The organism is uncultured Schumannella sp. (genome assembly GCF_905479755.1).
Classification (GTDB): domain Bacteria; phylum Actinomycetota; class Actinomycetes; order Actinomycetales; family Microbacteriaceae; genus DCRR01.
In genome coordinates this window covers 173,731-199,860 of sequence record NZ_CAJQNT010000003.1, presented here as the reverse complement: position 1 = coordinate 199,860, position 26,130 = coordinate 173,731, and the positions used below count along the sequence as shown (strand labels likewise).

25 protein-coding genes and 1 tRNA gene are annotated in these 26,130 nt (G+C 66.8%); 15 read left to right on the top strand and 11 right to left on the bottom strand.

Annotated elements, in window-relative coordinates:
* Positions 1-25: 25 nt before the first annotated feature.
* Positions 26-1,942 (bottom strand): choice-of-anchor G family protein, encoded by a 1,917-nt coding sequence (locus QZ258_RS01085; RefSeq protein ID WP_294178235.1) that lies wholly within the window; start codon positions 1,940-1,942, stop codon positions 26-28.
* 382 nt (positions 1,943-2,324) lie between these two features.
* On the opposite strand from QZ258_RS01085, the gene QZ258_RS01080 reads away from it, so the two are divergent.
* From QZ258_RS01080 to QZ258_RS01050, 7 genes are all read left to right on the top strand, one after another.
* Positions 2,325-2,397 (top strand) — tRNA-Trp (locus tag QZ258_RS01080).
* A gap of 48 nt (positions 2,398-2,445) precedes the next feature.
* Entirely contained in the window at positions 2,446-2,727 is a 282-nt protein-coding gene (gene secE, locus QZ258_RS01075) for a preprotein translocase subunit SecE (RefSeq protein ID WP_294178233.1), read from the top strand.
* A 37-nt stretch (positions 2,728-2,764) separates the two neighbouring features.
* Positions 2,765-3,709: a transcription termination/antitermination protein NusG gene (nusG, locus tag QZ258_RS01070; RefSeq protein WP_294178231.1), complete on the top strand. Its 945-nt coding sequence runs from the start codon at positions 2,765-2,767 to the stop codon at positions 3,707-3,709.
* The gene (locus QZ258_RS01065; RefSeq protein ID WP_363181759.1) at positions 3,706-4,653 is read left to right on the top strand and encodes a DUF368 domain-containing protein; all 948 of its coding nucleotides are present in this window, start codon (positions 3,706-3,708) and stop codon (positions 4,651-4,653) included. Before nusG ends, QZ258_RS01065 begins: the two co-directional genes overlap by 4 nt.
* 150 nt (positions 4,654-4,803) lie before the next feature.
* Entirely contained in the window at positions 4,804-5,235 is a 432-nt protein-coding gene (rplK, locus tag QZ258_RS01060; protein ID WP_286720013.1) for a 50S ribosomal protein L11, read from the top strand.
* Positions 5,236-5,237: 2 nt separating this feature from the next.
* Positions 5,238-5,927 carry a 50S ribosomal protein L1 gene (rplA, locus tag QZ258_RS01055; protein WP_294178223.1) on the top strand — a complete coding sequence of 230 codons (690 nt, stop codon included), beginning with the start codon at positions 5,238-5,240 and terminating at the stop codon, positions 5,925-5,927.
* A 108-nt stretch (positions 5,928-6,035) separates the two neighbouring features.
* Positions 6,036-6,569, top strand: a complete 534-nt coding sequence (locus tag QZ258_RS01050; protein ID WP_294178220.1) for an N-acetyltransferase — start codon at positions 6,036-6,038, stop codon at positions 6,567-6,569.
* On the opposite strand, the gene QZ258_RS01045 is transcribed toward QZ258_RS01050, so the two are convergent.
* From QZ258_RS01045 to QZ258_RS01015, 7 genes are all read right to left on the bottom strand, one after another.
* A complete protein-coding gene (locus tag QZ258_RS01045; protein WP_294178217.1) occupies positions 6,562-6,918 on the bottom strand; it encodes a cupin domain-containing protein in 357 nt (118 codons plus the stop codon). The genes QZ258_RS01050 and QZ258_RS01045 overlap by 8 nt on opposite strands.
* The gene (locus QZ258_RS01040; protein ID WP_294178215.1) at positions 6,915-8,345 is read right to left on the bottom strand and encodes an FAD-binding oxidoreductase; all 1,431 of its coding nucleotides are present in this window, start codon (positions 8,343-8,345) and stop codon (positions 6,915-6,917) included. Before QZ258_RS01040 ends, QZ258_RS01045 begins: the two co-directional genes overlap by 4 nt.
* Positions 8,346-8,474: 129 nt before the next feature.
* Complete coding sequence (locus QZ258_RS01035) at positions 8,475-10,370, bottom strand: glycogen debranching N-terminal domain-containing protein (RefSeq protein WP_294178213.1); 1,896 nt, start codon at positions 10,368-10,370, stop codon at positions 8,475-8,477.
* Complete coding sequence (locus QZ258_RS01030) at positions 10,367-11,515, bottom strand: ROK family transcriptional regulator (protein WP_294178211.1); 1,149 nt, start codon at positions 11,513-11,515, stop codon at positions 10,367-10,369. The genes QZ258_RS01035 and QZ258_RS01030 overlap by 4 nt, the downstream gene beginning before the upstream one ends.
* A gap of 6 nt (positions 11,516-11,521) precedes the next feature.
* Entirely contained in the window at positions 11,522-12,388 is an 867-nt protein-coding gene (locus QZ258_RS01025; RefSeq protein WP_294178210.1) for a carbohydrate ABC transporter permease, read from the bottom strand.
* On the bottom strand, positions 12,388-13,233 hold the full coding sequence (locus QZ258_RS01020; protein WP_294178209.1) for a carbohydrate ABC transporter permease: 846 nt from the start codon (positions 13,231-13,233) through the stop codon (positions 12,388-12,390). Before QZ258_RS01020 ends, QZ258_RS01025 begins: the two co-directional genes overlap by 1 nt.
* Positions 13,234-13,324: 91 nt before the next feature.
* Positions 13,325-14,668 (bottom strand): ABC transporter substrate-binding protein, encoded by a 1,344-nt coding sequence (locus QZ258_RS01015; RefSeq protein ID WP_294178208.1) that lies wholly within the window; start codon positions 14,666-14,668, stop codon positions 13,325-13,327.
* Between the two features lie 198 nt (positions 14,669-14,866).
* Here QZ258_RS01015 and QZ258_RS01010 point away from each other — a divergent pair, with 198 nt between their 5' ends.
* The gene (locus QZ258_RS01010; RefSeq protein ID WP_294178206.1) at positions 14,867-16,558 is read left to right on the top strand and encodes an alpha-amylase family glycosyl hydrolase; all 1,692 of its coding nucleotides are present in this window, start codon (positions 14,867-14,869) and stop codon (positions 16,556-16,558) included.
* Between the two features lie 67 nt (positions 16,559-16,625).
* Here QZ258_RS01010 and QZ258_RS01005 read toward each other — a convergent pair whose 3' ends face one another.
* A complete protein-coding gene (locus QZ258_RS01005) occupies positions 16,626-17,573 on the bottom strand; it encodes an NADP-dependent oxidoreductase (RefSeq protein WP_294178202.1) in 948 nt (315 codons plus the stop codon).
* Between the two features lie 168 nt (positions 17,574-17,741).
* Here QZ258_RS01005 and QZ258_RS01000 point away from each other — a divergent pair, with 168 nt between their 5' ends.
* A complete protein-coding gene (locus QZ258_RS01000) occupies positions 17,742-18,431 on the top strand; it encodes a Pr6Pr family membrane protein (protein ID WP_294178200.1) in 690 nt (229 codons plus the stop codon).
* Here the strand turns inward: QZ258_RS01000 and QZ258_RS00995 are convergent.
* Positions 18,408-19,016 carry a YqaJ viral recombinase family protein gene (locus QZ258_RS00995; protein ID WP_294178197.1) on the bottom strand — a complete coding sequence of 203 codons (609 nt, stop codon included), beginning with the start codon at positions 19,014-19,016 and terminating at the stop codon, positions 18,408-18,410. The two genes, QZ258_RS01000 and QZ258_RS00995, sit on opposite strands and share 24 nt — an antisense overlap.
* A gap of 105 nt (positions 19,017-19,121) precedes the next feature.
* Here QZ258_RS00995 and QZ258_RS00990 point away from each other — a divergent pair, with 105 nt between their 5' ends.
* The 3 genes from QZ258_RS00990 (at position 19,122) to rplL (ending at position 21,325) form a co-directional block, all read left to right on the top strand.
* On the top strand, positions 19,122-20,087 hold the full coding sequence (locus QZ258_RS00990) for a hypothetical protein (RefSeq protein ID WP_294178195.1): 966 nt from the start codon (positions 19,122-19,124) through the stop codon (positions 20,085-20,087).
* 293 nt (positions 20,088-20,380) lie between these two features.
* Positions 20,381-20,896 carry a 50S ribosomal protein L10 gene (gene rplJ, locus QZ258_RS00985; protein ID WP_294178193.1) on the top strand — a complete coding sequence of 172 codons (516 nt, stop codon included), beginning with the start codon at positions 20,381-20,383 and terminating at the stop codon, positions 20,894-20,896.
* Positions 20,897-20,935: 39 nt separating this feature from the next.
* Positions 20,936-21,325: a 50S ribosomal protein L7/L12 gene (gene rplL, locus QZ258_RS00980; protein WP_294178191.1), complete on the top strand. Its 390-nt coding sequence runs from the start codon at positions 20,936-20,938 to the stop codon at positions 21,323-21,325.
* Positions 21,326-21,395: 70 nt separating this feature from the next.
* On the opposite strand, the gene QZ258_RS00975 is transcribed toward rplL, so the two are convergent.
* A complete protein-coding gene (locus QZ258_RS00975; RefSeq protein ID WP_294178189.1) occupies positions 21,396-22,406 on the bottom strand; it encodes a LacI family DNA-binding transcriptional regulator in 1,011 nt (336 codons plus the stop codon).
* 299 nt (positions 22,407-22,705) lie between these two features.
* Here QZ258_RS00975 and QZ258_RS00970 point away from each other — a divergent pair, with 299 nt between their 5' ends.
* The 3 genes from QZ258_RS00970 to QZ258_RS00960 all read left to right on the top strand — a co-directional run bounded on the left by QZ258_RS00970 (position 22,706) and on the right by QZ258_RS00960 (position 26,108).
* Complete coding sequence (locus QZ258_RS00970; RefSeq protein WP_294178187.1) at positions 22,706-24,055, top strand: ABC transporter substrate-binding protein; 1,350 nt, start codon at positions 22,706-22,708, stop codon at positions 24,053-24,055.
* A gap of 122 nt (positions 24,056-24,177) precedes the next feature.
* A complete protein-coding gene (locus QZ258_RS00965; protein ID WP_294178186.1) occupies positions 24,178-25,185 on the top strand; it encodes a carbohydrate ABC transporter permease in 1,008 nt (335 codons plus the stop codon).
* Positions 25,182-26,108 carry a carbohydrate ABC transporter permease gene (locus QZ258_RS00960; RefSeq protein ID WP_294178184.1) on the top strand — a complete coding sequence of 309 codons (927 nt, stop codon included), beginning with the start codon at positions 25,182-25,184 and terminating at the stop codon, positions 26,106-26,108. The genes QZ258_RS00965 and QZ258_RS00960 overlap by 4 nt, the downstream gene beginning before the upstream one ends.
* Positions 26,109-26,130 lie beyond the last annotated feature (22 nt).

Genomic DNA, 26,130 nt, shown 5'->3' with positions numbered 1-26,130 from the left:
CCGTACTACCCGGCGCTCGCTTGGATCAGCCGAGCACCGCACCGCCCTGGGTCCGGCGGTGGTGTGCGATCAGCAGCGCGCTGCCGACGATGAGGAGGCCGAGGATGATCGCCACGAGCAGGGCGATCCCGACGCCGGTGAGCGCGAGGCTCGCGATGTCGGAGCCATCATCGCCGCCGCCGCCGCCGCCTCCGCCGCCTCCGCCGCCGCCGCTACCGCAGTCGGTGACGCAGCCGGAGTCGTCGGCCCCGTCAGCGTTCGGCCCGACCGTCGCAGACGCGAGGCTGAGCGACAGCAGCTCGCCGCCGTCAAGGACGCCGACGCGCACCGCGGTCTGCGAGAAGTAAGGGTCATCGCTCGGCGCGGTTCCCGCGGGACCGGTGACCGAGGTCTCCTGCACGTTGACCGTGATCGAGACGACGTCTGTGAGCAGATTCTGAATCGAGGACGTGTCGTCGAGCAGCCCATCGAGGGCGGGGTCGACGAGGTTCAGCTCCAGCGCATCCACCAGGTCCGAGATTGCGCCGTCGCCCAGCAGTCGATCGTTCAGCAGGTCTCCGATCGCGCCGACGAAGAGGTTCGCGTTGACGTTGATCGGCAGGCCCAGCACCTGAGCCGTGATGTCGGCATCGACGCCGACGCCGCTGACGAGTTCGTCGACGGTCGCCGAGATGTCGAGCACGAGACTCGTCGTCAGCGGGTCGAGCAGCCGGGTTTCCTCGGTGCAGACGAGTTCTTCGACGATCTTGTCGACGGTTCCGATGACGTTGCCGAGAAGTCCGCCGAGCACGGGTACCTGAATCACTCGCTCGACGGTCTTGCACACCTCGGTGACGACGGGGGCTTGCGCCACGTTGACGACCAGATCGGCGTGCACGTCGACCGTCAGGTCGCGGATGACATCCTCGACCTTGGCGACGACGTCATCCGCGAGTCCGGAGACCGTGTCGGTCACGGTGTGGAGGACGCGCGAGATCACCGCGTCGGTGAGCAGCTCCGTGTTCACCGGGAGGTTGTTGAGACTTCCGACGTAGTGCTCCAGGTCGATCGAGACGACCCCCGTCTCCAGGTTGAACGAGATGCCGCCGTCGCCGTACGCCGCCGTCAGGATCGCCGACACCGCGCTCCGCAGCTGGCTGGTGTCGATGTTCGCCGAAACGTTGGCGTTGGTCCCCACCAGGTTGAGGGCCGGATTGAGGTCGGCGACGAGGGCGGAGACGAGATCCAGCAGATCGCCGTCGGCGCCGCTCAGGTCATCGATTTCGTCGAGAACGACATCGAGCGAGGTGTTGACCTTCTCGGTGAGTCGAGCGATCGCGGGGCTCGAGAAGTGCAGCGTCGCGCCGGCGATGTAGTAATCGCCCTCCGCCTCGCCGGAGTCGCGTTCCGCGCGGGCCGCGAGTGCATCCAGCTCGAGCGTGAGGTCGGCGATCGTGTCGGCGAAGGCGGGAGTGATGAGCGCCTGCAGGTCGATCGTGGCCGAGCCGCTCGGGACGGACGCATCAGAGCCGAGGCCGAGGCCGCCATCGCTCGTGATGGCACCCGATGCCCCGACCGCGGCGCCAGGGTCGGCCAGCGCGTACTGCGACACGGCGCCGACCTCGACGGCATCGCCGAGCGGGATCGTCACCGGCGTGCCGGTGCCGACGGTGACCGCGCTGAGCGCGGTGACCGAGAGCGGGTGCACGACGGTCTGTGTCTCCTCGGTGCCGTCGTTGAAGGCCTGGGCGCCATCGATGCTCACGATGCTGTCGAGCGAGGAGCCGGCGACGGTGCCCGTCAGGAACTGGCCCTCGGCGAAGGTCGCGTCGGTGTGGCTGTCGAGATGCGCCGCGGGGGCGGCGATCGCGGCGGGGCCGCTGAGGATGAGCGCTCCCGCGAGCGCGAGGGTCCCGACCCCTGCGGCCGCGCGGGGGGTGCGCGAGTGGTGTGTGGTGAACACGATGTGTGCCTTCCTGATCCAAGGAGTGGACGCGGAAGCATCAATCGCGGCGGGGATCGCCAACGACAACCCCGGGGGAGGCCGTGGCCTCCCCGCGGGGGTCATCATTGGGCGAACGATCTCTGCCTGATCTCAGCTTCGTTACGCCCGGTTCGGTGTTTCGTTGTGTCCGGCTGAGTTGGTGGCTCTGCCGTTACAGGAAGAGACAGACCGGTACGCCCTCCATGACGCGGGTTGCGAAACTTTCTCCCGAATTTTCTGAGCGAGCCGCCGCCCCTCGGAGGCTCCCCGCGGGATGCCCTACACTGGTCTCGGTGGTGGAAATCGCCAAGCTTCGTCGTGCCCGGGAACGGTCAGGACGAGCGGTGATTCCCGGCACTGTAGGGCGGTAGCTCAATTGGCAGAGCAGCGGTCTCCAAAACCGCAGGTTGCAGGTTCGATTCCTGTCCGCCCTGCAAGATCTCGGGTCTTCCCCGGGATTCAGCGGCCGAAAGGTGGAGAAAGTGGCACGCAAGGTGGTCGACGAGCCGAGTGAGGACCTCGTCGAGAGTGCCAAGCGGGACCGCGCCGAACGGCGAGGGCCGTTTGCGCGGGTTGCACTCTTCATCCGTCAGGTCATCAACGAACTCAAGAAGGTCGTCACCCCGACGCGGCGCGAGCTGATCAGTTTCACCGGAGTCGTTCTGGTGTTCGTCGTCATCATGATGGGGATCATCTACGGACTCGACTACGGCTTCGGCTGGCTCGTGTCCTGGGTGTTCGGCAACGGCAGCTACTTCGGCTGATCCGTCGCCTCGACCACATTTCAAGGAAAGAAGCACCGTGAGCCAAGAAGAGCGCCGCGACATCGATCTCGCGACGGCCGCCGAGCAGTCCTCCGAGGAGGACGAGGCCCAGGAGGGTAACGTCCTCGAGCAGCAGGAGCATTCGGCCGACGCTGCCGAGCACACGGCGATCCACGTCGTGGAGGAGCCGGACGTCGAGTCCGACCTCGAGAGCCTTCTTGACGCGCTCGACGCGGCCGCCGACCCCGAGGCTGACGCCGTCGTGGATGACGCCCTCGACATCGACTCCGCCGACGAGGCCGAGGCCGCCGTTGAGGCGACCGACGATGAGGCGGGCGACGAGGCGGAGGCCGACGGCGCCGAGGTGGACCCCTACGAGGAGTTCCGCGCCGAGCTGCGGGCCGCGCCGGGCAAGTGGTACGTCATCCACTCCTACGCGGGCTTCGAGAAGCGCGTCAAGCAGAACATCGAGTCGCGTCGCCAGTCGATGGGCATGGAGGACTTCGTCTTCGAGGTCCAGGTGCCGATGGAAGACGTTGTCGAGATCAAGAACGGGCAGCGCAAGCTCGTCACCCGCGTCCGCATCCCCGGCTACGTGCTCGTGCGCATGTTCCTCAACGAGGACAGCTGGTCGGTCGTGCGCCACACCCCCGGGGTCACCGGATTCGTGGGCAACAGCCACAACCCGACGCCGCTGCGCTTCGAGGAGGCCTTCAACATGTTGAAGAGCCTCGTGCAGGTTGTCGAGGCTCCGACGAAGCCTGGTGCCGCCAAGGGCGGTCAGCAGGCCGCGCGCGTCATTCCCGCCGAGGTCGACTTCGAGATCGGCGAGACCATCACGATCAAGGAGGGCTCGTTCGCGGGTCTTCCCGGCACGATCAGCGAGATCAAGCCCGAGAGCGGCAAGCTCACGGTGCTCGTGTCGCTGTTCGAGCGCGAGACGCCGGTGGAGCTCAGCTTCGACCAGGTGACGAAGCTCTGAGCCGCCTGGGCTCGGTCGCGGGCGTCGGCATCGACGTCATCCGCGGGGCACTCATCGGAACGGCGGAGGTCGTTCCGGGCGTGTCCGGCGGCACCATCGCGCTCATTGTCGGGGTCTACGACCGGCTGATCGGCTCCGCCGCGGCGGTGGTGCGCGGCACGGTGTCCGCGATCGTCGATGTGCCGTCCGGGCGGGGAACCGCGCGAGCGCGCGGCCACTTCTCGGCGGTCAGTTGGCGTGTCATCCTCCCCGTGCTGGCGGGCATGGCGGTCGCGGTGCTCGTGGCGTCGGCGCTGCTGGCTCCCGCGATCGACAGCCACCCTGTCGAGACGCGCGCCGTCTTCGTGGGTCTGATTCTGGCCTCGCTCGTCGTTCCGATCCGCATGGTCGGGCGGTGGCGTTCGCGCGAGGTGCTGCTGGCGGTGCTCGCGGCGGTGCTCGCGTTCGTACTGACCGGTCTTCCGGCGGCGGGCGACGCGGAGCCCCAGTTGTGGTTCGTCGCGGTGGCCGCCGCGATCGCCATCTGCGCGCTCGTGCTTCCGGGCGTCTCGGGCTCGTTCCTGCTGCTGGCGATGGGGCTGTACGCGCCGACGCTCGAGGCCGTGAATGATCGCGATCTCGTCTACTTGGGCGTCTTCGCGCTGGGCGCCGTGCTCGGTCTTGCGAGCTTCGCGCCGCTGCTGCAGTGGCTTCTTGAGCGCCGCCGTCAGGTGACGCTCGCGATCATGACCGGTCTGATGCTCGGCTCGCTGCGCGCGCTGTGGCCCTGGCAGACCGAGACCGGCGGGGTGCTCGCGCCCGAGGGTGCGCAGTTGCCGATGGTGATCGCTCTTGTCGTTGCCGGCGCCGCGCTCGTCGTCGGGTTGCTGTTCGTGGAGTCCCGCCTGGTGCGGCGCCGCATCGCCACCGGCCGCGACGTGCTCGCCGAGAGCACGGCCGAGTAGCTCCCTCGCCTCGCGGCACCCGTTCGATTCGGGTATGCTGACCTGTCGGCTGTGTCGAAATCGACATCGGCCGAAACATCCCTCACCGCACTCCAGGTTCGCTGGTGTGGCGGGAGCGCGTCCGCAGGACGCTCGACAGAAAGAAGAACAATGGCACCGAAGAAGAAGGTGACCGGCCTGATCAAGCTCCAGATCAACGCCGGCGCCGCGAACCCCGCGCCGCCCATCGGCCCCGCGCTGGGTCAGCACGGCGTGAACATCATGGAGTTCTGCAAGGCCTACAACGCCGCGACCGAGTCGCAGCGCGGCAACGTCATCCCGGTCGAGATCACCGTGTACGAGGACCGCTCGTTCACGTTCATCCTGAAGACCCCGCCCGCCGCCGAGCTCATCAAGAAGGCCGCCGGCGTCGCCAAGGGTTCCGGCACGCCGCACACCGTCAAGGTGGCCAAGCTCACCAAGGACCAGGTTCGCGCGATCGCCGAGCAGAAGCAGGCCGACCTCAACGCGAACGACGTCGAAGCGGCCATGAAGATCATCGCGGGCACGGCCCGTTCGATGGGGATCACGGTGGAGGCGTAATCATGGGAAAGAATTCCAAGTCCTACCGCGCTGCCCTCGACAAGCTCGAAGACGGCAAGTTCTACGGTCCCGACGAGGCTGTTGCCGTCGTCCGCGAGACCGGCTCCGCCAAGTTCAACTCGACCGTTGAGGTCGCGATGAAGCTGGGTGTCGACCCGCGCAAGGCGGACCAGATGGTTCGCGGAACCGTCATCCTGCCGCACGGCACGGGTAAGACCGCGCGCGTCATCGTCTTCGCGACCGGTGCGGCCGCCGAAGCGGCGATCGCCGCGGGTGCCGATGAGGTCGGCGGCGCCGAGCTCATCGAGAAGGTCGCCGGCGGTTACACCAACTTTGACTCGGCCGTCTCGACGCCCGAGCTCATGGGCCAGGTCGGTCGCCTCGGAAAGGTGCTGGGTCCGCGTGGCCTCATGCCGAACCCGAAGACCGGCACCGTCACCCCCGATGCGGCCAAGGCCGTCGCGGAGATCAAGGGCGGAAAGATCGAGTTCCGTGTCGACAAGCACTCCAACGTTCACTTCGTGATCGGCAAGGCGGCGTTCTCGACCGAGCAGCTCGCGGAGAACTTCCACGCCGCGCTCGACGAGATCCAGCGGATCAAGCCGAGCTCGTCGAAGGGCCGCTACATCCAGAAGGCGACGCTCTCGACGACCTTCGGCCCGGGCGTTCCGCTCGACGTCAGCGTGCTCTAAGAGGCACGTTCGACGACAGTTCCTGTTGTCACCCGCACCACAGCAAACGCACCACCGGAAGGGGTCCGCACTCGCGGGCCCCTTCCGTGCTTTCTCGAAGGGGGCCGGATGATCGTCACCGTTCGCCCTGCCCGCGCGGCCGACGCGGAGGCGTTGGCGACACTTGCGGCGCTCACCTTCCCGCTCGCCTGCCCTCCGCACACCACCGAGGCGGCGAAACAGGCGTTCATCGCCGACAACCTGAGTCGCGCGAACTTCGAGACCTACCTCGCCGACGACGCCCGGCAGCTCTTCGTCGCCGAGTCGGGCGAGGCTCTCCTCGGCTACACGATGCTGGTGGCGGGGGAGCCGGGCGATCCGGATGTGGCGGCGGCCGTGAGCGCGCGTCCCACCATCGAGCTCTCCAAGGTCTACGTGCACCCCGACGCGCACGGCGGAGGGGTCGCATCCGAGCTCCTGCGCGTGAGTCTCGCGGCAACCGAGGGGACACGGGCCCGCTCGATCTGGCTGGGCGTCAACCAAGAGAACGCCCGCGCGCAGCGCTTCTACGGCAAGCACGGCTTCGCCGTGGTCGGCACGAAGACGTTCCTGGTGGGCGATCGCTTCGAAGAGGACTACGTGATGGAGCGCCCGCTCAGCTGATGACGAGCTTGCGCACCGTGCGTCGCACCGTCCACTCGGTGCGGTCGCCGGCGGCGAGGCGCACGAGTGCGCCGGGCGTCAGTTCGACGCCGGGGCGGCCATCCTCAAACGTGATCGTGGCGTCGCCGGCGAGAACGACAAAGACCTCATCGACCTCGACGTCGCGCATCCCGCCGCGGGTCATCTCCCAGACGCCGAGTTCGGCTTCGCCGACCGTGCCGAGCACGGTGTAGGCGGTCGAGGGTTCGCCCGCCGTGCGCTGATCGGGCGCGACGGCCTCGTGCTGAAGCGCGAGGGCGGTCAGGTCGAGGGCGACGCCCGCGGGCAGCTCGGGCACCGGCACACTCACGAGTCGAAGCCCAGTCCGAGCGCATCGAGAGTGCGCAGGATGAGGTTGCGCCGACCGCCGCGGTGATCCGCCTGATCGAGCGACCAACGGGTGGCCTGGATTCCCATGCTCGCGATCGGTTCGGGCGGAAACGGCGGCGGGAGCTCTCGCATCATCCGCGTCTCGGTTCGTTCGGTCGCGATTCCGTCGAGTCGATCGAGCATCACCTCGGCGGCGAAGCGACTCGCGCCCACCCCGAGACCCGTGAAGCCGAGCGCCGCGGCGACCCGTCCGTCGCGCGCGAGGCGGACGTAGGCGCAGAAACGGGTCGAGCTGTCGATCGGGCCGGCCCAGCGGTGGGCAAAGTGCAGCCCCTCGAGCTGCGGAAACGTCGTGAAGAAGTGGCTGGCGAGTTTGCGGAAGCTCGCGGGGCGATCCTCGTACTCCTCACGGACGCGACCTCCCGCAAAGTAGACGGCGTCGTAGCCGCCGAACAGGATGCGGTTGTCGCTCGTGAGTCGGTAGTAGTGGAACTGGTTGGCGACATCGCCGAGGCCCTGCCGGCCTTCCCAGCCGATCGATTCGCGCTGCGCGGCCGACAGCGGCTCGGTCATGAGCGCGTAGTCGTAGACCGGAACTGTCATCAGGCGGTCCCGCGTCAACAGGCTCGGGAAGACGTTCGTGGCCAGCGCGACGCGGTCGGCGAGCACACGGCCGTGGGAGGTCGTCACGCGCATCCGCTCGCCTTCGCGCTCGAGGCCCGTGGCCGGGCTGTGCTCGTACACCTCGACGCCGAGCGACTCGGCGGCAGCGGCGAGGCCCTCGGACAGCTTGCCGGGATGCACGAGGGCGAGCGACTCCCCGCTCGTGACGACGCCGCCGAGGTAGGTGGGGGAGTCGACGAGGGCGCGCGCGCCGAGCGCGGATACGCGGTGTCGGCCGGGTTCGCTCGCCATCTCGTCGAGCCACTCGAGCTGGTGCTCCTCGGTGGCGACGTCGAGACCGCCGACCCGTTCGAACTCGGCGTCGACGCCGAGCTCGGTGAGGTCGCGCTCGAATCCGGCGAGATTCTCCAGCCCCAGGCGTTCGAGGGTCTCGATTTCCTCCGGCCACCGCGCGCGGCCGTTGTCGGCGCCGTGGGTCAGGCTCGCATCGCAGAACCCGCCGTTGCGACCGGATGCCGCCCAGCCGATCCGCTTCGCCTCCAGCAGCACGACGCGTCGCCCCGGATCGCGGCGCTTGGCGCGCACGGCGGTCCAGAGTCCGGTCAGCCCGCCGCCGACGACGACCAGATCGGCGTCGACGTCACCGCCAAGGCGCGGTCGTTCGGGCCGCTCGCCGAGGTCTTCGAGCCAGGGAACCGCCTGGCGCGACGGCGCGAGCGCGGACGCCAGAAGGGAATCCGGCCACGCGGTGCGGTCAAACACCGTGGGCGTGCGGCGAGTCATGCCAGAACCCTAGTGCGCGGCGGTCAGATCTCCGTGACCTGCAGCTCGATCTTGCCGCGGGTGTGTCCCATTTCGACGGCCAGGTGTGCCGCGGGGTCGTCCGCCAGATCACCGGCGTTCGCGGGGAGCCTAGCGGAGCGCGCGTGACACGGCGGCGGCGGCCGCAGCAGACCATGCCTGTGGGACACACGCGGTCGGGTGGCGGGTCACCCGGCCGGAGCCAGTGGGGGCATCGCCGCTGAAGAGTTCGGGGACCCTGAACTCACACGAGGCCGCAGCGCTCAGAAGTTCCTGCGCCACGAGTCTTGCATCCGCGCGAAAACCAGCGGCACTCAACCCTTCAATGCAGATTGCCGTGTCGTGCGCCCAGACAGACCCGCAGTGGTATGACAACGGCCAGTACGCTGCCTCGCTCGCCGCCATCGTTCGAATGCCGAACCCGGAGCGCATGTCGGGGCGCATGAGGGCGTCTCGGACAAGAAGTTCCTCCGCCGAGTCGAGGATGCCCGTTGCCAGCAGGTGGCCGATGTTGGACGTCAGGGCATCGGCGGGATTCTTCTGTCCGTCCAGCGCCATCGCCGGAAACCTCATGCCGCCACGTTCGACCCAGAACTTCTTCCTGAATCGATCCGAAAGGTCCTCGGCCCAGTTGCGCCACTTCGCGCCCCCCGGGAGATGGAGCATGTCGAGCAGATCGGCTCCCGCTCTCGCCGCCTGATAGGCGTAGCCCTGGACCTCGCAGAGTGCGACCGGACCCACCGCCACGCTTCCGTCCGCGTGTCGGACTGAGTCCGACGAGTCCTTCCACCCCTGGTTGGCGAGGCCAGTTCCGGAGGAGTCGGCATACTCGACGAACCCGTCACCGTCCGCATCCGCGTCTCGTTCGAGCCACGTCAGCGCTGCGAGCAGGTTGTCTTGCAACTCGCGCACAGCTTCCACGGGCAGGCCAGCTTCGCGCGCCTCGTTGAGGAGCACGATCCACAACAGCGTTGAGTCGACGCTCCCGTAGTAGGCGGCGGGAAACTCGAGCCCTTCCCGTGGAATGCTGTGACGCGCATCGCGCAGTTCGTGGAGGATCTTGCCTGGTTCCGCGGCGGCCGCGTTGTCGTATGTCGTGGCCTGGTGCGCGGCAAGAGCCCTCAAGGTGCCGTGGGCGAGCGGGAGGGCTTCGGGCAACAAAAGGCGTGCGGTCCACAGCGCGTCCCGGCCAAAAAGGGTCAGGTACCACGGGGCTCCCGCAGCGGAAAAGACGGCGTCGGGGACCGCGTCGTTCGCCAACATCAGCGAGTTCAGGTCGTCTCGCGCCCTGGTTCGCCAGCGATCCAGGTCTGGGTTGGTCCCGGATGAATGCTCGCTCAGCGCGGACCCGAGAACGCGAGGGGACGGCGGCATGAGCGCGGTCGCATCGTCGATCATGATGAAACTGATGGCGCCCTCCCACGCTTCACCTGGCTCCACCACGATCTGCCAGGTCGCCGACTCGGCCTCGAGCTGATGCGCGGTCGCGCCGCCGGCCACGACGTCGACTGTGAGTCGTCGTGGACCGCTCTCAACCACCACCGCTCCACCGTGAAGTTGTGCCGTCGCGGTTGCCGAGGTCGGTCGCCCGGCGCGCACACTGGGGAGCGGTGCGAATTCGGTCGCAAAGTCGAGTCGGACAGTAGTGCGCAGGGCCTCCTTCGATCCGTTCCGAACCTCAATCGACTCGTTGACGCACCCGAACGACACCACCCGGGTCCTTGTCACGATGACGTGGGGATCCTTGCCCGCATCGTCGACGTTGCGCGCCATGGACACGAAGCAAGCAGTGCGCGCCTCGACCGAAGTCGAGAGGTGTTCGGGTTGTTGTCCCCCCACGGTCAGCGTGAGCGAGTTGATGTAGCGCACATCGGAGTGGATGATGCCGTGCACGCCGGTCCGTGCCTGCCCGTCAGCTGCAGACCACACCTGGGTGGGCGCTTGGACTGCCACGACGTCCTGCGCCAGCGACGGTGTGATTGCGTGCGGCTGCGTCGTCGGGGTCATTCGTCCACTCCGAGGCGCGCGTTGATCGCACTCTCGGAATAGAGACTGTCAACCGCGACGAGTGCGAGCCCGATGAGCGCTGCCTCATCGCCGAGCTCGGAGGCACGGATGGTGAGATGCCTCGTCGCTCGCGGCAGTGTCCCGGCGTAGACGGTCGACCTGATGGCGGCGATGAGCTCTGGTGACACCATGGGCCCGCCCACCACGACGACAGCGGGGTTAATCACGCCGACGACAGTCGCGAGCACCTGGCCGATCAGTTCGCCGGCGCGCCGCAGTTCTGCCGCAGCCGTTGAGTCGCCACGGTCCACGAGGTCGTGGATCTCGCTGATGTGTTCCAGGTGACGGCCCGTTTCGCCGAGTCGCCTGATCAGCGCCGTTCCCGAGGCTTCCGCCGCGAGGCAACCGTCCCTGCCGCAGCGGCACTCTGCTGCACCGCCAACCGAGACGTGTCCGATGTCGCCAGCTCCGCCGTCGACTCCGCGAAAAATCTCACCCCGGATGACGAGGCCGGCACCGAGAAATGACGACGCCTTGATGAAGACCAATGCCGCCGTCGGGCCGTGGAGTTGGGAAGCCTCGCCGTACGCCATCGCGTCCGCGTCGTTCTCGACGAAAACTGGCACGTTCATCGTCTCGCGCAACGAATCAAGAATCGGCCAGCCGTCCCAGCCCGGCATGATGGGCGGGTCGCTGAGGCGGTGCTCGGCCGGGTCGATCGGACCCGGCAGAGAAATGGCGACCGCTGCCACGCGTTCGACGGCGACATCGTGGGTGCGCATCAGTTCCTCGATCGCCGCGGCGGTCGTGCTCAGGGTAGCTTCGGGGCCGTCTGTGACGTCGGTATCGATGCTTGTGCTCGCGAGAACCTTGCCGTGCGGACTCACGACCGCAACGGTGCCGCCGACGGCGTCCAGGGCGGCCGTGACCACGACAACGTCCGGGTCGAAAATGAACGTGGTCGCGCGGCGCCCGCCGGTGGCGTCGCCGGTTCCCGCTTCGCGAATGATTCCGGCCGCAGTGAGTTTCTCGATACGGCGCGCGACCGTGACACGGGACAACCCCGTTGCCGCGAGCAACGCTCCGCGCGTGGTGGCCTCACCCGAGCGAATCAGCCGCAGCGTCTGGCCAGGTCCCGGGTTCAACGGTGCCTACCCTTTGTCTGCACCTACGGTCAGCCCTTCGGTCAGCCAGCGTTCCGCGAACCCGTACATGATCACGATCGGGAGCGTTAGCAAGACACTACCCGCCATGAGGATTGTCCGGGAGACCTCTTGGCCGTCAGCCAGACGCGTGAGGCCGAGCGACACGGTCCACAGATCTGGTTTGGCGGAGAGGAACAAGAGCGCGAACAGGAACTCGTTCCACGCGATCATGAACGAGTACAGCGCCGTGGACATGATGGTCGGGAGCGACAGCGGTACCGTGATCTTGCGCATGATCTGCCATCGTGTGGCGCCGTCGATCATCGCGGCCTCGTCGATCGACTCGGGAAGCCCGAGCATGTACGAGCGCAGCATGTGGACGGACACCGGAACGGTGAGGGCGATGTACGCGATGGTGAGGCCAACAAGGGTCGTCCCGAGCCCGATGACCTGGAATCCCACGAACACGGGCACCGCGATGATGATGGCGGGGAACATGTACACCGCCAGGAACATGGCGGAGACCTGCTTGCGGCCCGCGAACTTGAGGCGCGTCATGGCGTATGACGCTGGCACGGACAGCAGCATCGTCAGCAGTGTCGCGGCGGTGGCCACGATCGCCGAGTTGAGCATAAATCGCCCGAACCCGAACCCACCGTCGCCTTCCGGCGCGATGACTCGCACATACGTATCGAGGGTGAGTTGGCCGATGTCAGGAACGAGAGCGAGCGGGTTGCGCAGCAGATCCTGGATCGGCACAAAACTCATGACGATCATGTAGTAAAACGGAAAGATCGTCACGATCAGCAGGAACACGATCAGTGCCCATTTGAGGAAGCGGAAGACTTCGGTTTGGATGCGGAAAGAGTTCATCAGGATTCCTTTTGCCGCGTCAGTCGCAGGTAGAGGGTGAGCCCGGCACCGAGGACGAGAGCCAGCAACACCGCGTTGGCGGACGCTCCCCCGATGTCTGACGATCCAACGAGTTGGTCGTAGACGCGGACGGCGGCGACCTGGGTACCAGCTGCGCCTCCGGTGAGGAGGAAGATGTCGTCAAACTTGTTGAACGTCATCACCAGGCGGAGCAACGTCAGCAACGCGATGACGGGCATGGCCTGGGGTGTGATCACGTGCCAGAACTTCTGCCACGGCGTTGCGCCGTCGATCAGGGCTGCCTCTTCGATGTCTCGTGACAGTCCGGTAAGTGCAGCGGCAAAGAAGATGAAGGCAAACGGAAAGTAGCGCCATATCTCAAACACGATCACGGTGAGGAGAGCGAATGGTGGGCGCCCCAGGAAGTCGATCGACTGCTCCCAGCCGAGGTAGGTCGTGCCGAGTTCATTGATGACGCCGTACTGCGGGTTGAGCATCACCTTCCAGACGTAGGCCGCGGCCACGACGGGCGCAACGTAGGGGAGCAGCAGGATGGCGCGGACGGCACCCCGTCCGCGAAATGCCCCTCGCAGAGCCAAGGCTGCGGCAAATCCGACCACAATGGAGCCGATGGTGGTGCCGGCCGTGTAGAGCACGGTGACCCACAAGGATTCCCAGAACCCCGCAGAGGTCAGGACGTCCGTGTAGTTCGACAGCGTGAGCGGGTTGAACATTCCGTTGCGGGCGACGTCCGAATAGCGCGCCTCTTGGAACGACAGAATGAACGTCCAGATGATCGGCACGATGATGACCGCGAGCACGATCAACGTGATCGGGAGAGCCATCGACCAACCGTCGCGGTTGGCCCTGCGCTGCGCCACCGTGGGGCGGGGGCGCTTGGCCCCCACCCCACGGTATGCCGCTTTTAGTGACATCTCAGCGGCTTGCGATCTCGTCGACGGCTTCGACCATCTCCTGTTGCGCCGTCGCGGCATCGATGGCGCCAGATCCGGCGTCGGCGATGATCTTGGCAATGGGCAGCTCGGCCGACAGCACTCCGACGATCTCGCCCTGGCCCTGGAGGAACGCCCAGCGAGACATGCTTGCTGCGGCTCCGGTCAGGGTGTCGATTGTGGCGGCCTCGTAGATGTCTCCGAGCGCAGCCCGGGAGTCGACGCCGGTCTCAAGTTCGGCCCAGGCATCGGAGAACTCCGTGGGGTTGTCCGCGGTTCCAAGGCGAACGGGGAACTTGCCTTCGGGAGCCATCCCGAACCATTCGACATAGCCGTCGCCCATGACGTATTCGATGAGCTGTTGGGTCTCTTCGGGAGAGGCCGCCGACGTGGGAACGAACGACGTCATTTCACCGAAGGAGCCAGCGTTGTCACCGGCATTCGGACCCGTGATGAGAGGCACGATGCCGGAGTTCTCAGCGAGCCACGTGGATGTGGTGCACTCGTCGCATGACGGTGCGGCATCGTCGCGGAGACCCGCCATCTCGTCGAGCAGGAACGTCGACCACATGATCATGGCGGACTGACCCGCGAAGTAGGACGCACGTGTCGACACGACATCCTGTGTTCCGGCGGGGGAGTAGTCCTGCGCAAGCGCCGTGTAGAGCTCGATCGCCGCAGTACATTCCGGCGAATCGAGTGCGACGCTTCCGTCGTCGTTGACGAGCTGGCAGTTGTTGCCGAGCGCGACAGCTTCGAAGGTTTCTTGCGTGAAGCTCCCCGCCGGGTCGGTCGAGAGTGTGATGCCGAACTGGTCTCCGGTCGTCAGCGTCTCTGCGGCGGTGAGCAGCGTGTCGTAGGTGGTCGGCGCTGCGAGGCCGGCGGCGTCAAACAGGTCCGTGCGGTACACCAGGATCTGAGCCCATGCATCGGACGGCACCGAGAGTTGGCGGCCGCCGTCGCTGGTGAGGTCGAGCGCGCCAGAGGAGAAGGTGTCCGCGCCGAGGGCGTCGACAGCCGCTGCAGAAATGTCGGAGCTGGCGTAGCCCTCGGAGTCGAAGTTGCGCACGAGCCCAAGGGGCACAGATCCGAGGAGGTCGGGCATTTCGTTCGACAAAGCGGCCGCAGCCATCAGCTGGGCGACCTGGTCTTGTTCAACCGGTACGAGTTCGACTTCGATGCCGGTCTCGGCCGTGAAGCCGTCGAGCATCGTCTGCTGTGTTGCCAAGCGGTCCGGCTGAACTTCCAGCGTCCACATGAGCAGTCCGTCGGATGCGTCGTTGGCCTGCTGGCCCGAGCCGCAGGCCGTCAGACCGAAGGCTCCCACAGTGATCAGAGCCGCTGGTAAGAGTAGTCGCCGTGTCGTTTTAAACATCTATTCCTCTTCTCTCGTCGTTGAGCGCGGGCCGCAACCCGAAGGCGTTCTGTCTAACAGATGTCCATAAGATGTGCAAGGAGTGCAACAAAGCTGTTATCTGCGCTACGGTCGAGCTCTGGCCGACTGCCGAGAGTTGAGGAGACGATGATGTCTGGCGTTTCTGCCGATAGGACCGAAACCGTCCGGCGCCACCTCGGTGCGCTCTACGACGACGCGACGGTGGAGAGCGTGCTTCCGCGTGTGCTCGAGCTCGCGGAGCGGTACCGAGACACGCTGGCCGCCCGAGATGTCGCGCCGAACTCGCAGCGCACCGCGTTTCTGATTACCTACGGGTCGTCGTTTACTCGTGACGGAGAGGCGCCCCTGCGGACCCTCGCCTACGTGCTCGACGAGTTCGGCACCGAGATCTCTGACGTTCACTTGTTGCCGATGTACCCCTGGACGTCGGACGACGGCTTTGCGGTCGTTGATCACCGCCGAATTGACCCGGCGCTCGGCACCTGGGACGACGTCACCGCGGTCGGCGAGGGCCGCGGTCTCATGTTCGACTTCGTCGCCAACCACATTTCGTCGGAGTCGGAGTGGTTCGTTCGCTGGCTTGCGGGCGACGCGAGGTACGCCGACTATTTCTTCGAGCCAGGACCCGAGTTCGACACTTCAGCCGTGGTCCGGCCGCGTACGACCCCGCTCACTCACGACTACGAACGTCCCGACGGCACGTTCGCGACCGCGTGGACGACTTTTGGTCCGGATCAGGTGGATGTCCACGTGGGCAATCCCGAGGTGTTGCTCGACCTCACCGACGTATTGCTGGAGTACCTCGCTGCGGGGGCAAGTACCGTCCGGCTCGACGCCATCGGCTTCCTGTGGAAGGAGTCCGGGACGACGTGTCTGCACCTCCCCGGGACGCACGCCGTCATCAAGTTGTGGCGCGTGCTCATCGACGACCTCATGCCGCGGGCTCGGCTGCTGACGGAGACCAACGTGCCGCACCGGGACAACGTGTCGTACTTTGGCAACGGTCACGACGAAGCGCACATGGTGTACCAGTTCGCGCTGCCGCCGCTGGTGTTGCATTCGTTCGTCGCAGGCGACTCGAGCGCATTGACCGCGTGGGCAGCTGGTCTCGAGCCGCTCCCGGCGGGGTCGACCTGGTTCAATTTCCTCGCGAGTCACGACGGGGTCGGGATGCGCCCAGCAAAGGGGCTACTGGCGGAGGCGGATGTTGAGGCCCTCGTCGCGCGAGTTCAGGCCCACGGCGGCCTCGCCTCGTTTGCGGGCGAACCCGGCGGAGGCCGGTCCGTGTATGAGCTCAACACTTCCTATCTCGATGCCCTAGCGGAGCCCGAGCGCGTCGGCGATACGGCGCACGAGGTCGGTCGAGCGCTCGCGGCCCACGCGATCATGTTCGCCATGGCAGGCGTACCCGCGATCTACTACCACTCGCTCTTCGGCTCGCATCACGACACAGCGGCGGTCGAGCGCACGGGCATCCCCCGGCGCATCAACCGCGCGACTCTTGATGCCGACGAACTGCGCGACCAGCTCGACTCAGACCCGCGTCGGCGCGGCGTGTATGAGGGCCTGGCGGAGCTGCTGCGCAGGCGCGGCGACTTCCCGGCCTTCGCACCAGATGCGCCGCAGCAGGTGCTCGAGTTGGGGCCCGAGGTGTTCGCGGTACGGCGTGGGGAAGGGGCGGACACGGTGACGGTGGTTGTCAATGTGTCTGGTGCCGCGGTCACGCTGGAAGGGGTGGCCGGGCGGGACGTCTTGTCCGGTGCGCTGACGGACGCGCTGTCGCTGGAGGCCGATGGGTTTGCGTGGTTGGTGCCGTCCTGACGCTTGCGTGCGCGGGCCGACACCGCCGGTGTGCGGTGCGTCATGACTGTACAGTCACGCTCGGCGCTCAGATCTCGGCGACCTGCAGGACGATCTTTCCGCGAGTGTGGCCGGTTTCGATGGCGCGGTGTGCCGCGGCGGCGTCCGGCAGATCAAAGACCTGGTCGACCGCGACGCGCACATCTCCCGAGCCGAGCAAGCGGGAGATGATCGCGAGCGTCGCGCCGTTGGGCGAGACGCGGTATCCGGTGCCCCGCACGCCCGCGGCGGCGCACTCCTCGACGAGCGTCGGCCAACTTCCGGTCGGGCCGTTGACGATGATCCCGCCGGGCCGCAGCACGGTCAGTGAGCGGGTCGCGGTGTCGTCGCTGACGTTGCCGATCAGGTCGATCACTGCGTCAACCGGGGCAAGGTTTTCCTCGAACCGCGTCGCGGTGTAGTCGATGACCTCGGCGGCGCCGAGGGTGCGCAGCCACTCGGCGTTCTGGGCCGAGCCCGTGGCGATCACATGGGCACCGAAGTACGAGGCGAATTGGACGGCGAAGTGCCCGACCCCGCCCGCGCCGGCGTGAATCAGCATCCGTTGTCCCTCGTGCGCGCGGGCGGTCTCGACGACCATCCCCCACGCGGTGAGAGCAGCGAGGGGCACCGCGGCGGCCTCGACGTGGGACAGCGTCGGAGGCTTGCGCACGACGCTCATCTCGTTGACGCTGACGTATTCGGCGTACGTGCCCTGTGCGCGAGGCACGGTCGTCATGCCGTAGACCTCGGTGCCGGGCTGGAGGGGATGCGTTTCAAACGGGGCCTCGACGACGACGCCGCTGAAGTCGTTTCCGAGCACGACGGGGAACTCGCGAATGGCCGGGAATCCCCCGCGGCCGGCGCGCGTCTTGGCGTCGATCGGGTTGACCCCGGCGGCGGCGACCTGGATGAGAACTTCGGAATTCGTCCGGACCGGACGCAAGATCTCCGCGAGTTCGAGCACGTCGGCATCCCCCGACCGGGATATCGTCATCGCGCGCATCGTTGAAGGCTGTGTTTCGTGCATGGTAGATAACAGTTAAGTTCGTTGATGATTCAGTGATGTTTCCGACGTGTCACGGTGTCGCAAAAGTTCCGCAGACAGTAGACCCGCTAGTCTCCCGTCAAGAGTGGGGGCTCGCCCCGGGGGAGGAACGCACTGATGCGAATTCTGTTTGCCGTTGTTCGGGCCGGGATGGCGCTCGCCATCGCCGCGGCGATCGTCGGCCAGTTGATCACGTCGATCGAGTTCTGGAGTCAGGACCCGACGTCCGACATCCCCTTCTTGCTCCTCGGATTCTTCAGCTTCTTCACGATCGAGTCGAACGTGCTCAGTGTGGTCGTGCTCGGAATCGGGGCGGTGCTGCTGCTCGTGCGACGCGGCGAGGACCCGCGTTGGTTCGCCGTCGTGCGGATCTCCGTCGTCACCTATATGGCGGTGACGGGCATCGTCTACAACCTGCTGCTGCGCGGGGTGGAACTCCCGCAGGGCAGCACGCTCGGCTGGTCGAACGAGATCCTGCACGTGGTCGGTCCGATCTACCTCGTGCTCGACTGGCTGTTCGCCCCGGGGCGCGCCCAGATGGCGTGGGCGACCGTCCGGACGATCATCGTGTTCCCGATCGTGTGGGCGGCCTACACGCTCGTGCGCGGGCCGTTCGCGATCGACAGCCGCACGGGCGAACCGTGGTACCCGTACCCGTTCCTCAACCCGGGCCTCTCGGCGAACGGCTACCTCTCGGTCGCCTTCTACGTGGTGCTGATCGCGGTCATCATCGCCGTGACCGGTGCGGGGGCGGTGTGGGTGTCGCGGCGTTCGCTCGCGCGCTCAGGAGCGCAGCGCGTCGAGTAGTTCGTCGGCGAGGCCGACGAGCGCGCGGATCTGAGCGTCATCGCGGTCGACCCACTGGCATGTCGGTTCGCGGTGGATCGGGACGAAGTCTCGGTGCTGCTCCCAGACCACGAGCGTGCGTTCGGCGCCCAACACGTACTGCTGCCACCACACCTGGCGGAGGTAGGAGCGCGGGATCGTCGACCAGCCGCTGCTCGTCGTCTTGATCTCACACAACTCCACCCGTCCGTCGCGTTCGCGCAGGCCGTCCGGTGTCGCGAGGTGCAGCGGGTTGCCGACCGCGTGAAACAGCGCGCCGCTGGGGGTCATGTCATAGACGCGCCCCGCCCACGCCGCGATCTCCGGTTCGCGCCGTCGGCCGTGTTCCGTGTAGGCGTTGCCGCGAAAGCCCGAGCCCGAGGTCTTGTCGCGGGCGAGCGCGGCGATCGCGCGGCGGCTACCGAGTCGCGCCGCGTCGCTCGCGGTGACACCGCGCGAACGGGCGCGAAACCATGCCACGCGGTCCGAACCATCCGCCACGATGCGGTCGCGGTGGTCGGGGACCGGCTCGCCCCAGAGCGGCACGGCGGTATGCGGAGCGGACACCACCCCATTCTGACCCCCATCCGGCGCGCCGAGCGCGTCGCACGCCGTCCGGCGAGGGCCGGGTAACGTCAGACCCAGCCCGCACTCCCGGATCCAAGGACAGACATGCGCACCATTCGGCCCACGATCTCGACGGCCGCCCGTCGTGGCGCGATCGCCGCCGCGCTTCTCGCGGCCGCGTTCGTGTCGGTGCAGGCGTCCTCGACCGCGGCGCCGAGCGCGGCGGAGAGCCTCGGCTCGGTTCCGGCCGAGGTGAAGGAGTTCATCACCGGGGGCGAGCTCCTCGTCGAACTCCGCGATGTCTACGGCCTGGATGCGAGCGGCGAGCGCGGCACCGACTTCACCGACGAGACGGAGACGGGGGAGATCAGCCGGGTCTTCGCGTGGACCGATGACTACCTCGCCGGGATCGAGACGGAAGACGTCGTCCGTCTGCTGAACGAGTGGATCGTTCCGATCCTCGTCGACGACGAACCGGTGGGCCTTGCCACGGTGTGGATCCAGCCCGAGACAGTGCTGCCCGAGCTCGCCCTGTTCGTTCCCGACCGGGAACTCGCGCTCGCGCTCTCCGAGGTGCCGGATGCGGCGGCGCTCGTGCACGACGAGGGCGCCGACGCCTGGTTCGCTCTGCAGGACGAGACCCTGACACCGCTCGTGGCGGGGCGCTCGGGTCTGGAGAGCCCGGCGCCGCTCGCCGACGTCGCCATCGTGCCGCCGGCCGACGACGCGGGGGAGGCCTCGACGACGAGCACGGGAATTCCGATTGCGGCGGGGGCGGTCGTTCTGCTGCTTGCGGCGATCGCGCTCGCACTGTTGTTGCCCTCGCGCCTGGGCCCGGCACGTCGCGCACGGCTTGCGGCGGCGGTACCTCGCGAGGCGGCAACTCGGGAGGCGGCGCCGGCGGAAGGCGGCTCCGCCGCGGCGGGCCTGCGACGCGAACAGAGCCTCACCCGCACCGGTCGCCAGATCAAGCGCGCCCTCGAACGCGAGGAGCTGGCAGCTGAGCGCCCCGCGGCGAAGCCGGGTGCCGCTCGGCTCGGCCGCATGCTGAAGCAGCGACGCTCTCGCTGACACTCCCGCGCGGGGCAGCCGTCCCGGCGGAATCGGAATTGCGCCGGTCGGCGTGCTGCCGTAGTCTTGCGGAGGCCGAAGACCGCTGGTCTCCGTTGTGTCGTGAAAACGATGCACCGGACGAAGTCCTCCACGTGAGGGTCCCGCGCAGGTGTGTGAAGCAAGTCCCGAATTCCTCGGGCCCAAAGCTCCGTGCGCGTGCGCCGGAGCTTTTTTTGCGGGTGACATTCCTTCGTCTCGGCCGAGGCATCCACACGGATGCCGGCAATGCATACGAGAACCACAGGAGCGCCATGGCGAACAAGGAAGCAACGGTCGCCGAGCTGACGGAGAACTTCCGCAGCTCGAACGCGGTCGTGCTCACCGAGTATCGCGGACTCACGGTCGCGCAGCTGAAGCAGCTGCGGAAGTCGATCAGCGAGCACGCGACCTATGCCGTGGTGAAGAACACGCTGACCAAGATTGCGGCCAACGAGGCCGGAATCACGTCGTTCGACGATGACCTTGTCGGTCCGTCGGCGATCGCATTCGTGCACGGTGACACGGTCGCCGTCGCGAAGGCGCTGCGTGACTTCGCCAAGGCGAACCCTCTGCTCGTGGTCAAGGGGGGCTATTTCGATGGCGCCCCGCTGACCGCCGCCGAGGTGGGCAAGCTCGCCGATCTGGAGAGCCGTGAGGTGCTGCTGGCCAAGCTGGCCGGTGCCTTCAAGGCCTCGCTGTTCGGAGCCGCCTACATGTTCAACGCACCGCTCGCGCAGGCCGTTCGCACGGTCGACGCGCTGCGCGCGAAGCAGGAGACCGCGGCCTAGTCCGCGGCAGTGACCCACAGAAACAACCAAGGAGAAATCATGGCTAAGCTCAGCACCGACGAGCTGCTCGAGGCGTTCAAGGAGCTCTCGCTCATCGAGCTCAGCGAGTTCGTCAAGAAGTTCGAGGAGACCTTCGAGGTCACCGCTGCCGCCCCGGTCGCCGTTGCGGCCGCGGGTGCCCCCGCCGGTGGCGCGGGCGCCGAAGAGGCCGAAGAGAAGGACGCGTTCGACGTCGTGATCGAGGCCGCTGGCGACAAGAAGATCCAGGTCATCAAGGAGGTCCGCGCGCTCACGAGCCTCGGCCTCGGCGAGGCCAAGGCGCTCGTGGATGGCGCTCCGGCGACCGTCCTCGAGGGCGCCAACAAGGAGACGGCCGAGAAGGCCAAGGCTCAGCTCGAAGAGGCTGGCGCCACCGTCGTCCTCAAGTAATTCCCTGCGACCTCGAGTCGCGTGAACGGGCGTCGCCTTCGGGCGGCGCCCGTTGTGCGTTGCCGGGAGTTCAGCCGTGCTGGGGTGCGCTCGTGCTGGAGCGCACGCGCAGGGCCAGCGGCAGTTGCAGATCGCGGCGGGTGAGCTCGCCGGAGTTGATCGACGCCATGATCATGCTGACCGCGTCGCGTCCCTGTGCGCGCGGGACCTGGCGCACGGTCGTGAGGCCGAACATCTCCGCGAGGTCGTGGTCGTCGATGCCGACGACGGACAGGTCGCGGGGGACCTGAATGCCGAGTTGGCGGGCCGCCAGAATCACGCCGATGGCGATCTCATCACTCGCGGCGACGATCGCACTCGGTCGGGTGGTCGGATTGCCGAGCACGCGCAGGCCGGTCGAGAACCCGCCCGCGATCGTGAACTCCGCCGCCGCGAAGTCGTCACCCGGGCGGTGCCCCGCGGTGGCCATCGCCTGACGGAATCCGGCGAGGCGCTGCGCGTGGACGTGGAAGTCCATCCGCTCCTCCTGGTCACCGCCGACGTGCAGAATGTGCGAATGGCCGAGGCTCAACAGGTGCTCGGTCGCGAGCCTGCTGGCGGCGACATCATCGATCCGGATGCTGCTCATCCCGGCGATTCCGCCGCCGATGCCGACGACCGGCTTGCCGAGGGCGGCGAGGGCGCTGATCTCCTCCGGGCTCAGCGCGACGCACACGGTGATGACGGCGTCGACGCGTTTGCGCACGAGGAAGTAGTCGAACACGCGCTGGCGCAGGTCGGGGTCTTCTTGCACGCGGAACAGGGTGAGGTCGTAGCCGGCATCGATGAGGGCCTCTTCGACGCCTTCGATGACCTCGCCGAAGAACCACCGGCTGATGAACGGAGTGACCACGCCGACGTTGCGGCTGCGACCGGTGACGAGGCTCGCGGCGCTGGTCGAGGCGACGAAGCCGAGTTCGGCGGCCGAGGCGGCGACGCGTGCTCGCGTGGCTTCCGACACGTGGGCGGCTCCGCTGAGGGCGCGCGATGCGGTCGCCTTGGAGACGCCGGCGTGGCGTGCGACTTCGGCGAGCGAACTCACGCGGATTCCCCTCCTCGGATGCGTCAATGGACCCCGGAACCGGTTCCAACATCCTAGGGGCATCGGGCAGCTCCGCGCGACCGGGGGCCGCCCAGAAGGTGACGGATGATTGAGTCACGAAATGGTGTCGTCCGGTTTTTGTGCTTGCACCCGGTCGGGAGACCGCTTAGCGTGGGGACTGGAACCGGTTCCGTATGGCCTCGAGTTTTCGCGAGCAACGGCGTCAGTTCCGACCTGCACCACCACCACACCGTGTCCGCGATGCGCGGGCACTCAGACCCTCAACGAGGAGGACCACAGTGCGTTCACTCACCAAACGTCGCTTGCTGGCGACGGTTTCGGCGGCCGGAATCGCGGGCCTCGCCCTCGCCGGTTGTACGACGACGACGGACAGCGGCGGCACCGGCGACCTGGACTGCTCGGCCTACGAGCAGTACGGCACGTTCGACGGCGAAACCGTCGAGCTCTACACGACGATTCAGGGCGTCGAGCTCGACCAGCTGGTCGAGTCGATGTTCGACTTCGAAGACTGCACCGGCATCACGGTCGACACGGTCGGCACGCAAGAGGCCGAGACCCAGATCAACGTGCGCGCCGCCGCGGGTGACGCGCCGGAGCTCATGATCATTCCGCAGCCGGGACTCCTGCAGCGCCTCGTCGAAGACGGCTACGTGCTTCCCGCCGCCTCCACGGTCGAAGACAACGTCGACGAGTTCTGGTCGGAGAGCTGGAAGGGCTACGGCACCATCGACGGCACCTTCTACGCCGCGCCGCTGATGGCGAGCGTCAAGGGCTGGATCTGGTATTCGCCGGCCGAGTTCGAGGCCAACGGCTATGAGGTTCCCACCACGTGGGACGACATGATGGCCCTCACCGAGACGATGTCGGGCAACAACACCGCGACCTACAAGCCGTGGTGTGTCGGATTCGGTTCCGGTGACGCGACCGGATGGCCGGGCACCGACTGGGTGGAAGACGCCGTTCTTCGAACCGCCGGTCCCGAGGCCTACGACCAGTGGGTCGCCGGTGAGCTGAAGTTCGACTCGCCCGAGATCCGTGAAGCCTTCGACCTCGTCGGAGACATCATCCTGAACCCGGACTACGTCAACGGTGGTTTCGGTGGCGTGGAGTCGATCGTGTCGACCACCTTCAACGACGGTGGACTGCCGATCCTCGACGGCAACTGCTCGCTGCACCACCAGGCCTCGTTCTACGAGGCGCAGTGGCCCGAGGGCACGACCGTCGCACCGGATGGTGACATTTGGGCGTTCATCACCCCGAAGACCGACCCCACCGCGGGTGACTCGGTGACCGGTGGTGGCGAGTTCGTCGCCAAGTTCGTCGAAGGCGAAGCCGTCGACGCGCTGCAGACCTACCTCTCCAGCGACACCTGGGCGAACAACCGAGTTGCTCTCGGCGGCGTCATCAGCGCCAACAAGGGCCTCGACGCCTCGCTCGCCGGATCGGAGCTCGGCCGTGCCTCGATCGAGATCCTGCAGGGTGAAGACACCGTGTTCGCGTTCGACGCATCCGACCTGATGCCGGCCGCGGTCGGAACGAGTTCGTTCTGGACCGGCATGGTCGACTGGGTGGTCGGAACGAAGAGCACCGACGAGGTGCTGACGTTCATCGACAGCACGTACCCGTAGGTCGATCGGCCTCAACTGAATAGTGGTCGGCCCACCGGGCATCTTGCTCGGTGGGCCGACTGCTCGGTAGCGTTCACACACCAAAGGGAGGAACTGGCGTGTCAATGATGATGATGCCGGGGATGTTGGCCGGAGCTGTGCCGTTCGCCGCCCGGGGCGATTTCTGGGGCGCACTCTGGGAGAAATTCGGAGTCTTCGCGATCGGCCTGGTCGCCTTTATCGCGGTCGTCGGGCTCGTGTTGTTCCTTGCAGATCGTGCGCCGAAGCGCGGACGCGACTTCCTGCAGCTGCTCGCCTTCGTGGCGCCCGCCATGATCCTGCTCGCGGTGGGCCTGATCTACCCCGCGGTGCGCACGACGTATCTCGCCTTCACCAACCGCACGGGCGAATTCATCGGCATCGACAACTTCGTCTGGATGTTCACCCAGCCGGACATCGTCACCACGCTCGGCAACACCCTGCTCTGGGTGGCGCTCGTGCCGACCATCTCCACCGTCGTGGGGCTCGCCTACGCGGTGTTCATCGACAAGTCGCGCGGTGAAAAGGTTCTGAAGTCGCTGGTCTTCATGCCGATGGCGATCTCGTTCGTCGGCGCCGGCATCATCTGGCGCTTCGTCTACGAGTACCGCGCCACGGGCTTCGAGCAGATCGGTCTGCTCAACCAGGTGCTGGTCTGGCTCGGGCTCGAACCGCAGCAGTTCCTCATCAACTCGCCGTGGAACAACCTGTTCCTGATCATCGTGATGGTCTGGATTCAGACCGGATTCGCGATGGTGCTGCTCTCGGCGGCGATCAAGGGCGTCCCGATCGAACGCCTCGAGGCGGCGCGACTGGATGGCGCCAACGCCTGGCAGCAGTTCACCAACGTGACGATCCCCGAAATCCGCGGAAGCCTCGTGGTCGTCGTCACGACCATCACCATCGCGACGTTGAAGGTCTTCGACATCGTTCGCACGATGACCGGCGGAAACTTCGACACCAGCGTCATCGCGAACGAGATGTACACGCAGGCCTTCAACCGTGGCGAGTTCGGCCAAGGTTCGGCGCTCGCGCTCGTCCTGTTCATCATGGTTCTGCCGATCGTGATCTACAACGTGAGAGTCATGCGCAAGCAGAAGGAGATCCGATGAGCGGCGTCGCGGCCACCGCAGGTGTGGCAAAGCCGAACCCGGAAGGCAACGGCCCCAAGCTCAAGCGCGTCAAGCAGCGCCTGACCTCGCGCGGCGCGACGGCGGCGGCGATCCTGATCGCCGTGGTCTGGACGATCCCCACCTTCGGGCTCTTCGTCAACTCGTTCCGCCCGGCCGACGACATCCGCACGAGCGGGTGGTGGAACATCTTCGTCAACCCGCAGTTCAGCCTCGAAAACTACGGCGACGTGCTGTTCTCGGGCGGCGCCTCCTCGGCGAACCTTGGTTCGTACTTCATCAACTCGATCGTCGTGGCGATCCCGAGCGCACTCTTCCCGATCGTGCTCGCCTCGATGGCGGCGTACGCGTTCGCCTGGATCAAATTCCCGGGCAGCAACGCGGTGTTCGTGCTCGTGTTCGCGCTGCAGATCGTGCCGCTGCAGATGGCGCTCATTCCGCTGCTGCAGATCTTCTCGCAGGTGCTCGGCATCAGCGGAACGTTCCCGGCGGTCTGGATCGCGCACACGATCTTCGGGTTGCCGTTGTGCATCTTCTTGCTGCACAACTTCATCTCCGAGATCCCGGCCGACGTGATCGAGGCCGCGCGCGTCGATGGCGCCAACCACACGCAGATGTTCTTCCGGATCATCCTGCCGCTGTCGGTGCCGGCACTGGCGAGCATCGGCATCTTCCAGTTCCTCTGGGTCTGGAACGATCTGCTGGTGGCGCTCGTGTTCTCGGGCGGCACGGTCGATGTCGCCCCGCTGACGCAGCGCCTGGCCGAACTCGTCGGCAACTTCGGTCGCAACACGCAACTGCTCCCGGCGGGCGCGTTCCTCGCGCTCATCGTGCCGCTGATCGTGTTCTTCTCGCTGCAGCGCTACTTCGTGCGCGGACTCCTCGCGGGTTCCACGAAGGGCTGATCACACCCCGGCCGACGCCGGG

Bases quoted from the DNA above. Each gene is read 5' to 3' on its own strand.
- QZ258_RS00960 (WP_294178184.1), top strand. From the start codon at position 25,182: ATGAGCGGCGTCGCGGCCACCGCAGGTGTGGCAAAGCCGAACCCGGAA.
- QZ258_RS01025 (WP_294178210.1), bottom strand. From the start codon at position 12,388: ATGAACTCTTTCCGCATCCAAACCGAAGTCTTCCGCTTCCTCAAATGG.
- QZ258_RS01020 (WP_294178209.1), bottom strand. From the start codon at position 13,233: ATGGCTCTCCCGATCACGTTGATCGTGCTCGCGGTCATCATCGTGCCG.
- QZ258_RS00965 (WP_294178186.1), top strand. From the start codon at position 24,178: ATGTTGGCCGGAGCTGTGCCGTTCGCCGCCCGGGGCGATTTCTGGGGC.
- rplA (WP_294178223.1), top strand. From the start codon at position 5,238: ATGGGAAAGAATTCCAAGTCCTACCGCGCTGCCCTCGACAAGCTCGAA.
- QZ258_RS01010 (WP_294178206.1), top strand. From the start codon at position 14,867: ATGTCTGGCGTTTCTGCCGATAGGACCGAAACCGTCCGGCGCCACCTC.
- rplL (WP_294178191.1), top strand. From the start codon at position 20,936: ATGGCTAAGCTCAGCACCGACGAGCTGCTCGAGGCGTTCAAGGAGCTC.
- QZ258_RS01040 (WP_294178215.1), bottom strand. From the start codon at position 8,345: ATGACTCGCCGCACGCCCACGGTGTTTGACCGCACCGCGTGGCCGGAT.
- rplK (WP_286720013.1), top strand. From the start codon at position 4,804: ATGGCACCGAAGAAGAAGGTGACCGGCCTGATCAAGCTCCAGATCAAC.
- QZ258_RS01005 (WP_294178202.1), bottom strand. From the start codon at position 17,573: ATGACGATATCCCGGTCGGGGGATGCCGACGTGCTCGAACTCGCGGAG.
- QZ258_RS01035 (WP_294178213.1), bottom strand. From the start codon at position 10,370: ATGACCCCGACGACGCAGCCGCACGCAATCACACCGTCGCTGGCGCAG.
- QZ258_RS00990 (WP_294178195.1), top strand. From the start codon at position 19,122: ATGCGCACCATTCGGCCCACGATCTCGACGGCCGCCCGTCGTGGCGCG.
- rplJ (WP_294178193.1), top strand. From the start codon at position 20,381: ATGGCGAACAAGGAAGCAACGGTCGCCGAGCTGACGGAGAACTTCCGC.
- QZ258_RS01050 (WP_294178220.1), top strand. From the start codon at position 6,036: ATGATCGTCACCGTTCGCCCTGCCCGCGCGGCCGACGCGGAGGCGTTG.
- QZ258_RS01000 (WP_294178200.1), top strand. From the start codon at position 17,742: ATGCGAATTCTGTTTGCCGTTGTTCGGGCCGGGATGGCGCTCGCCATC.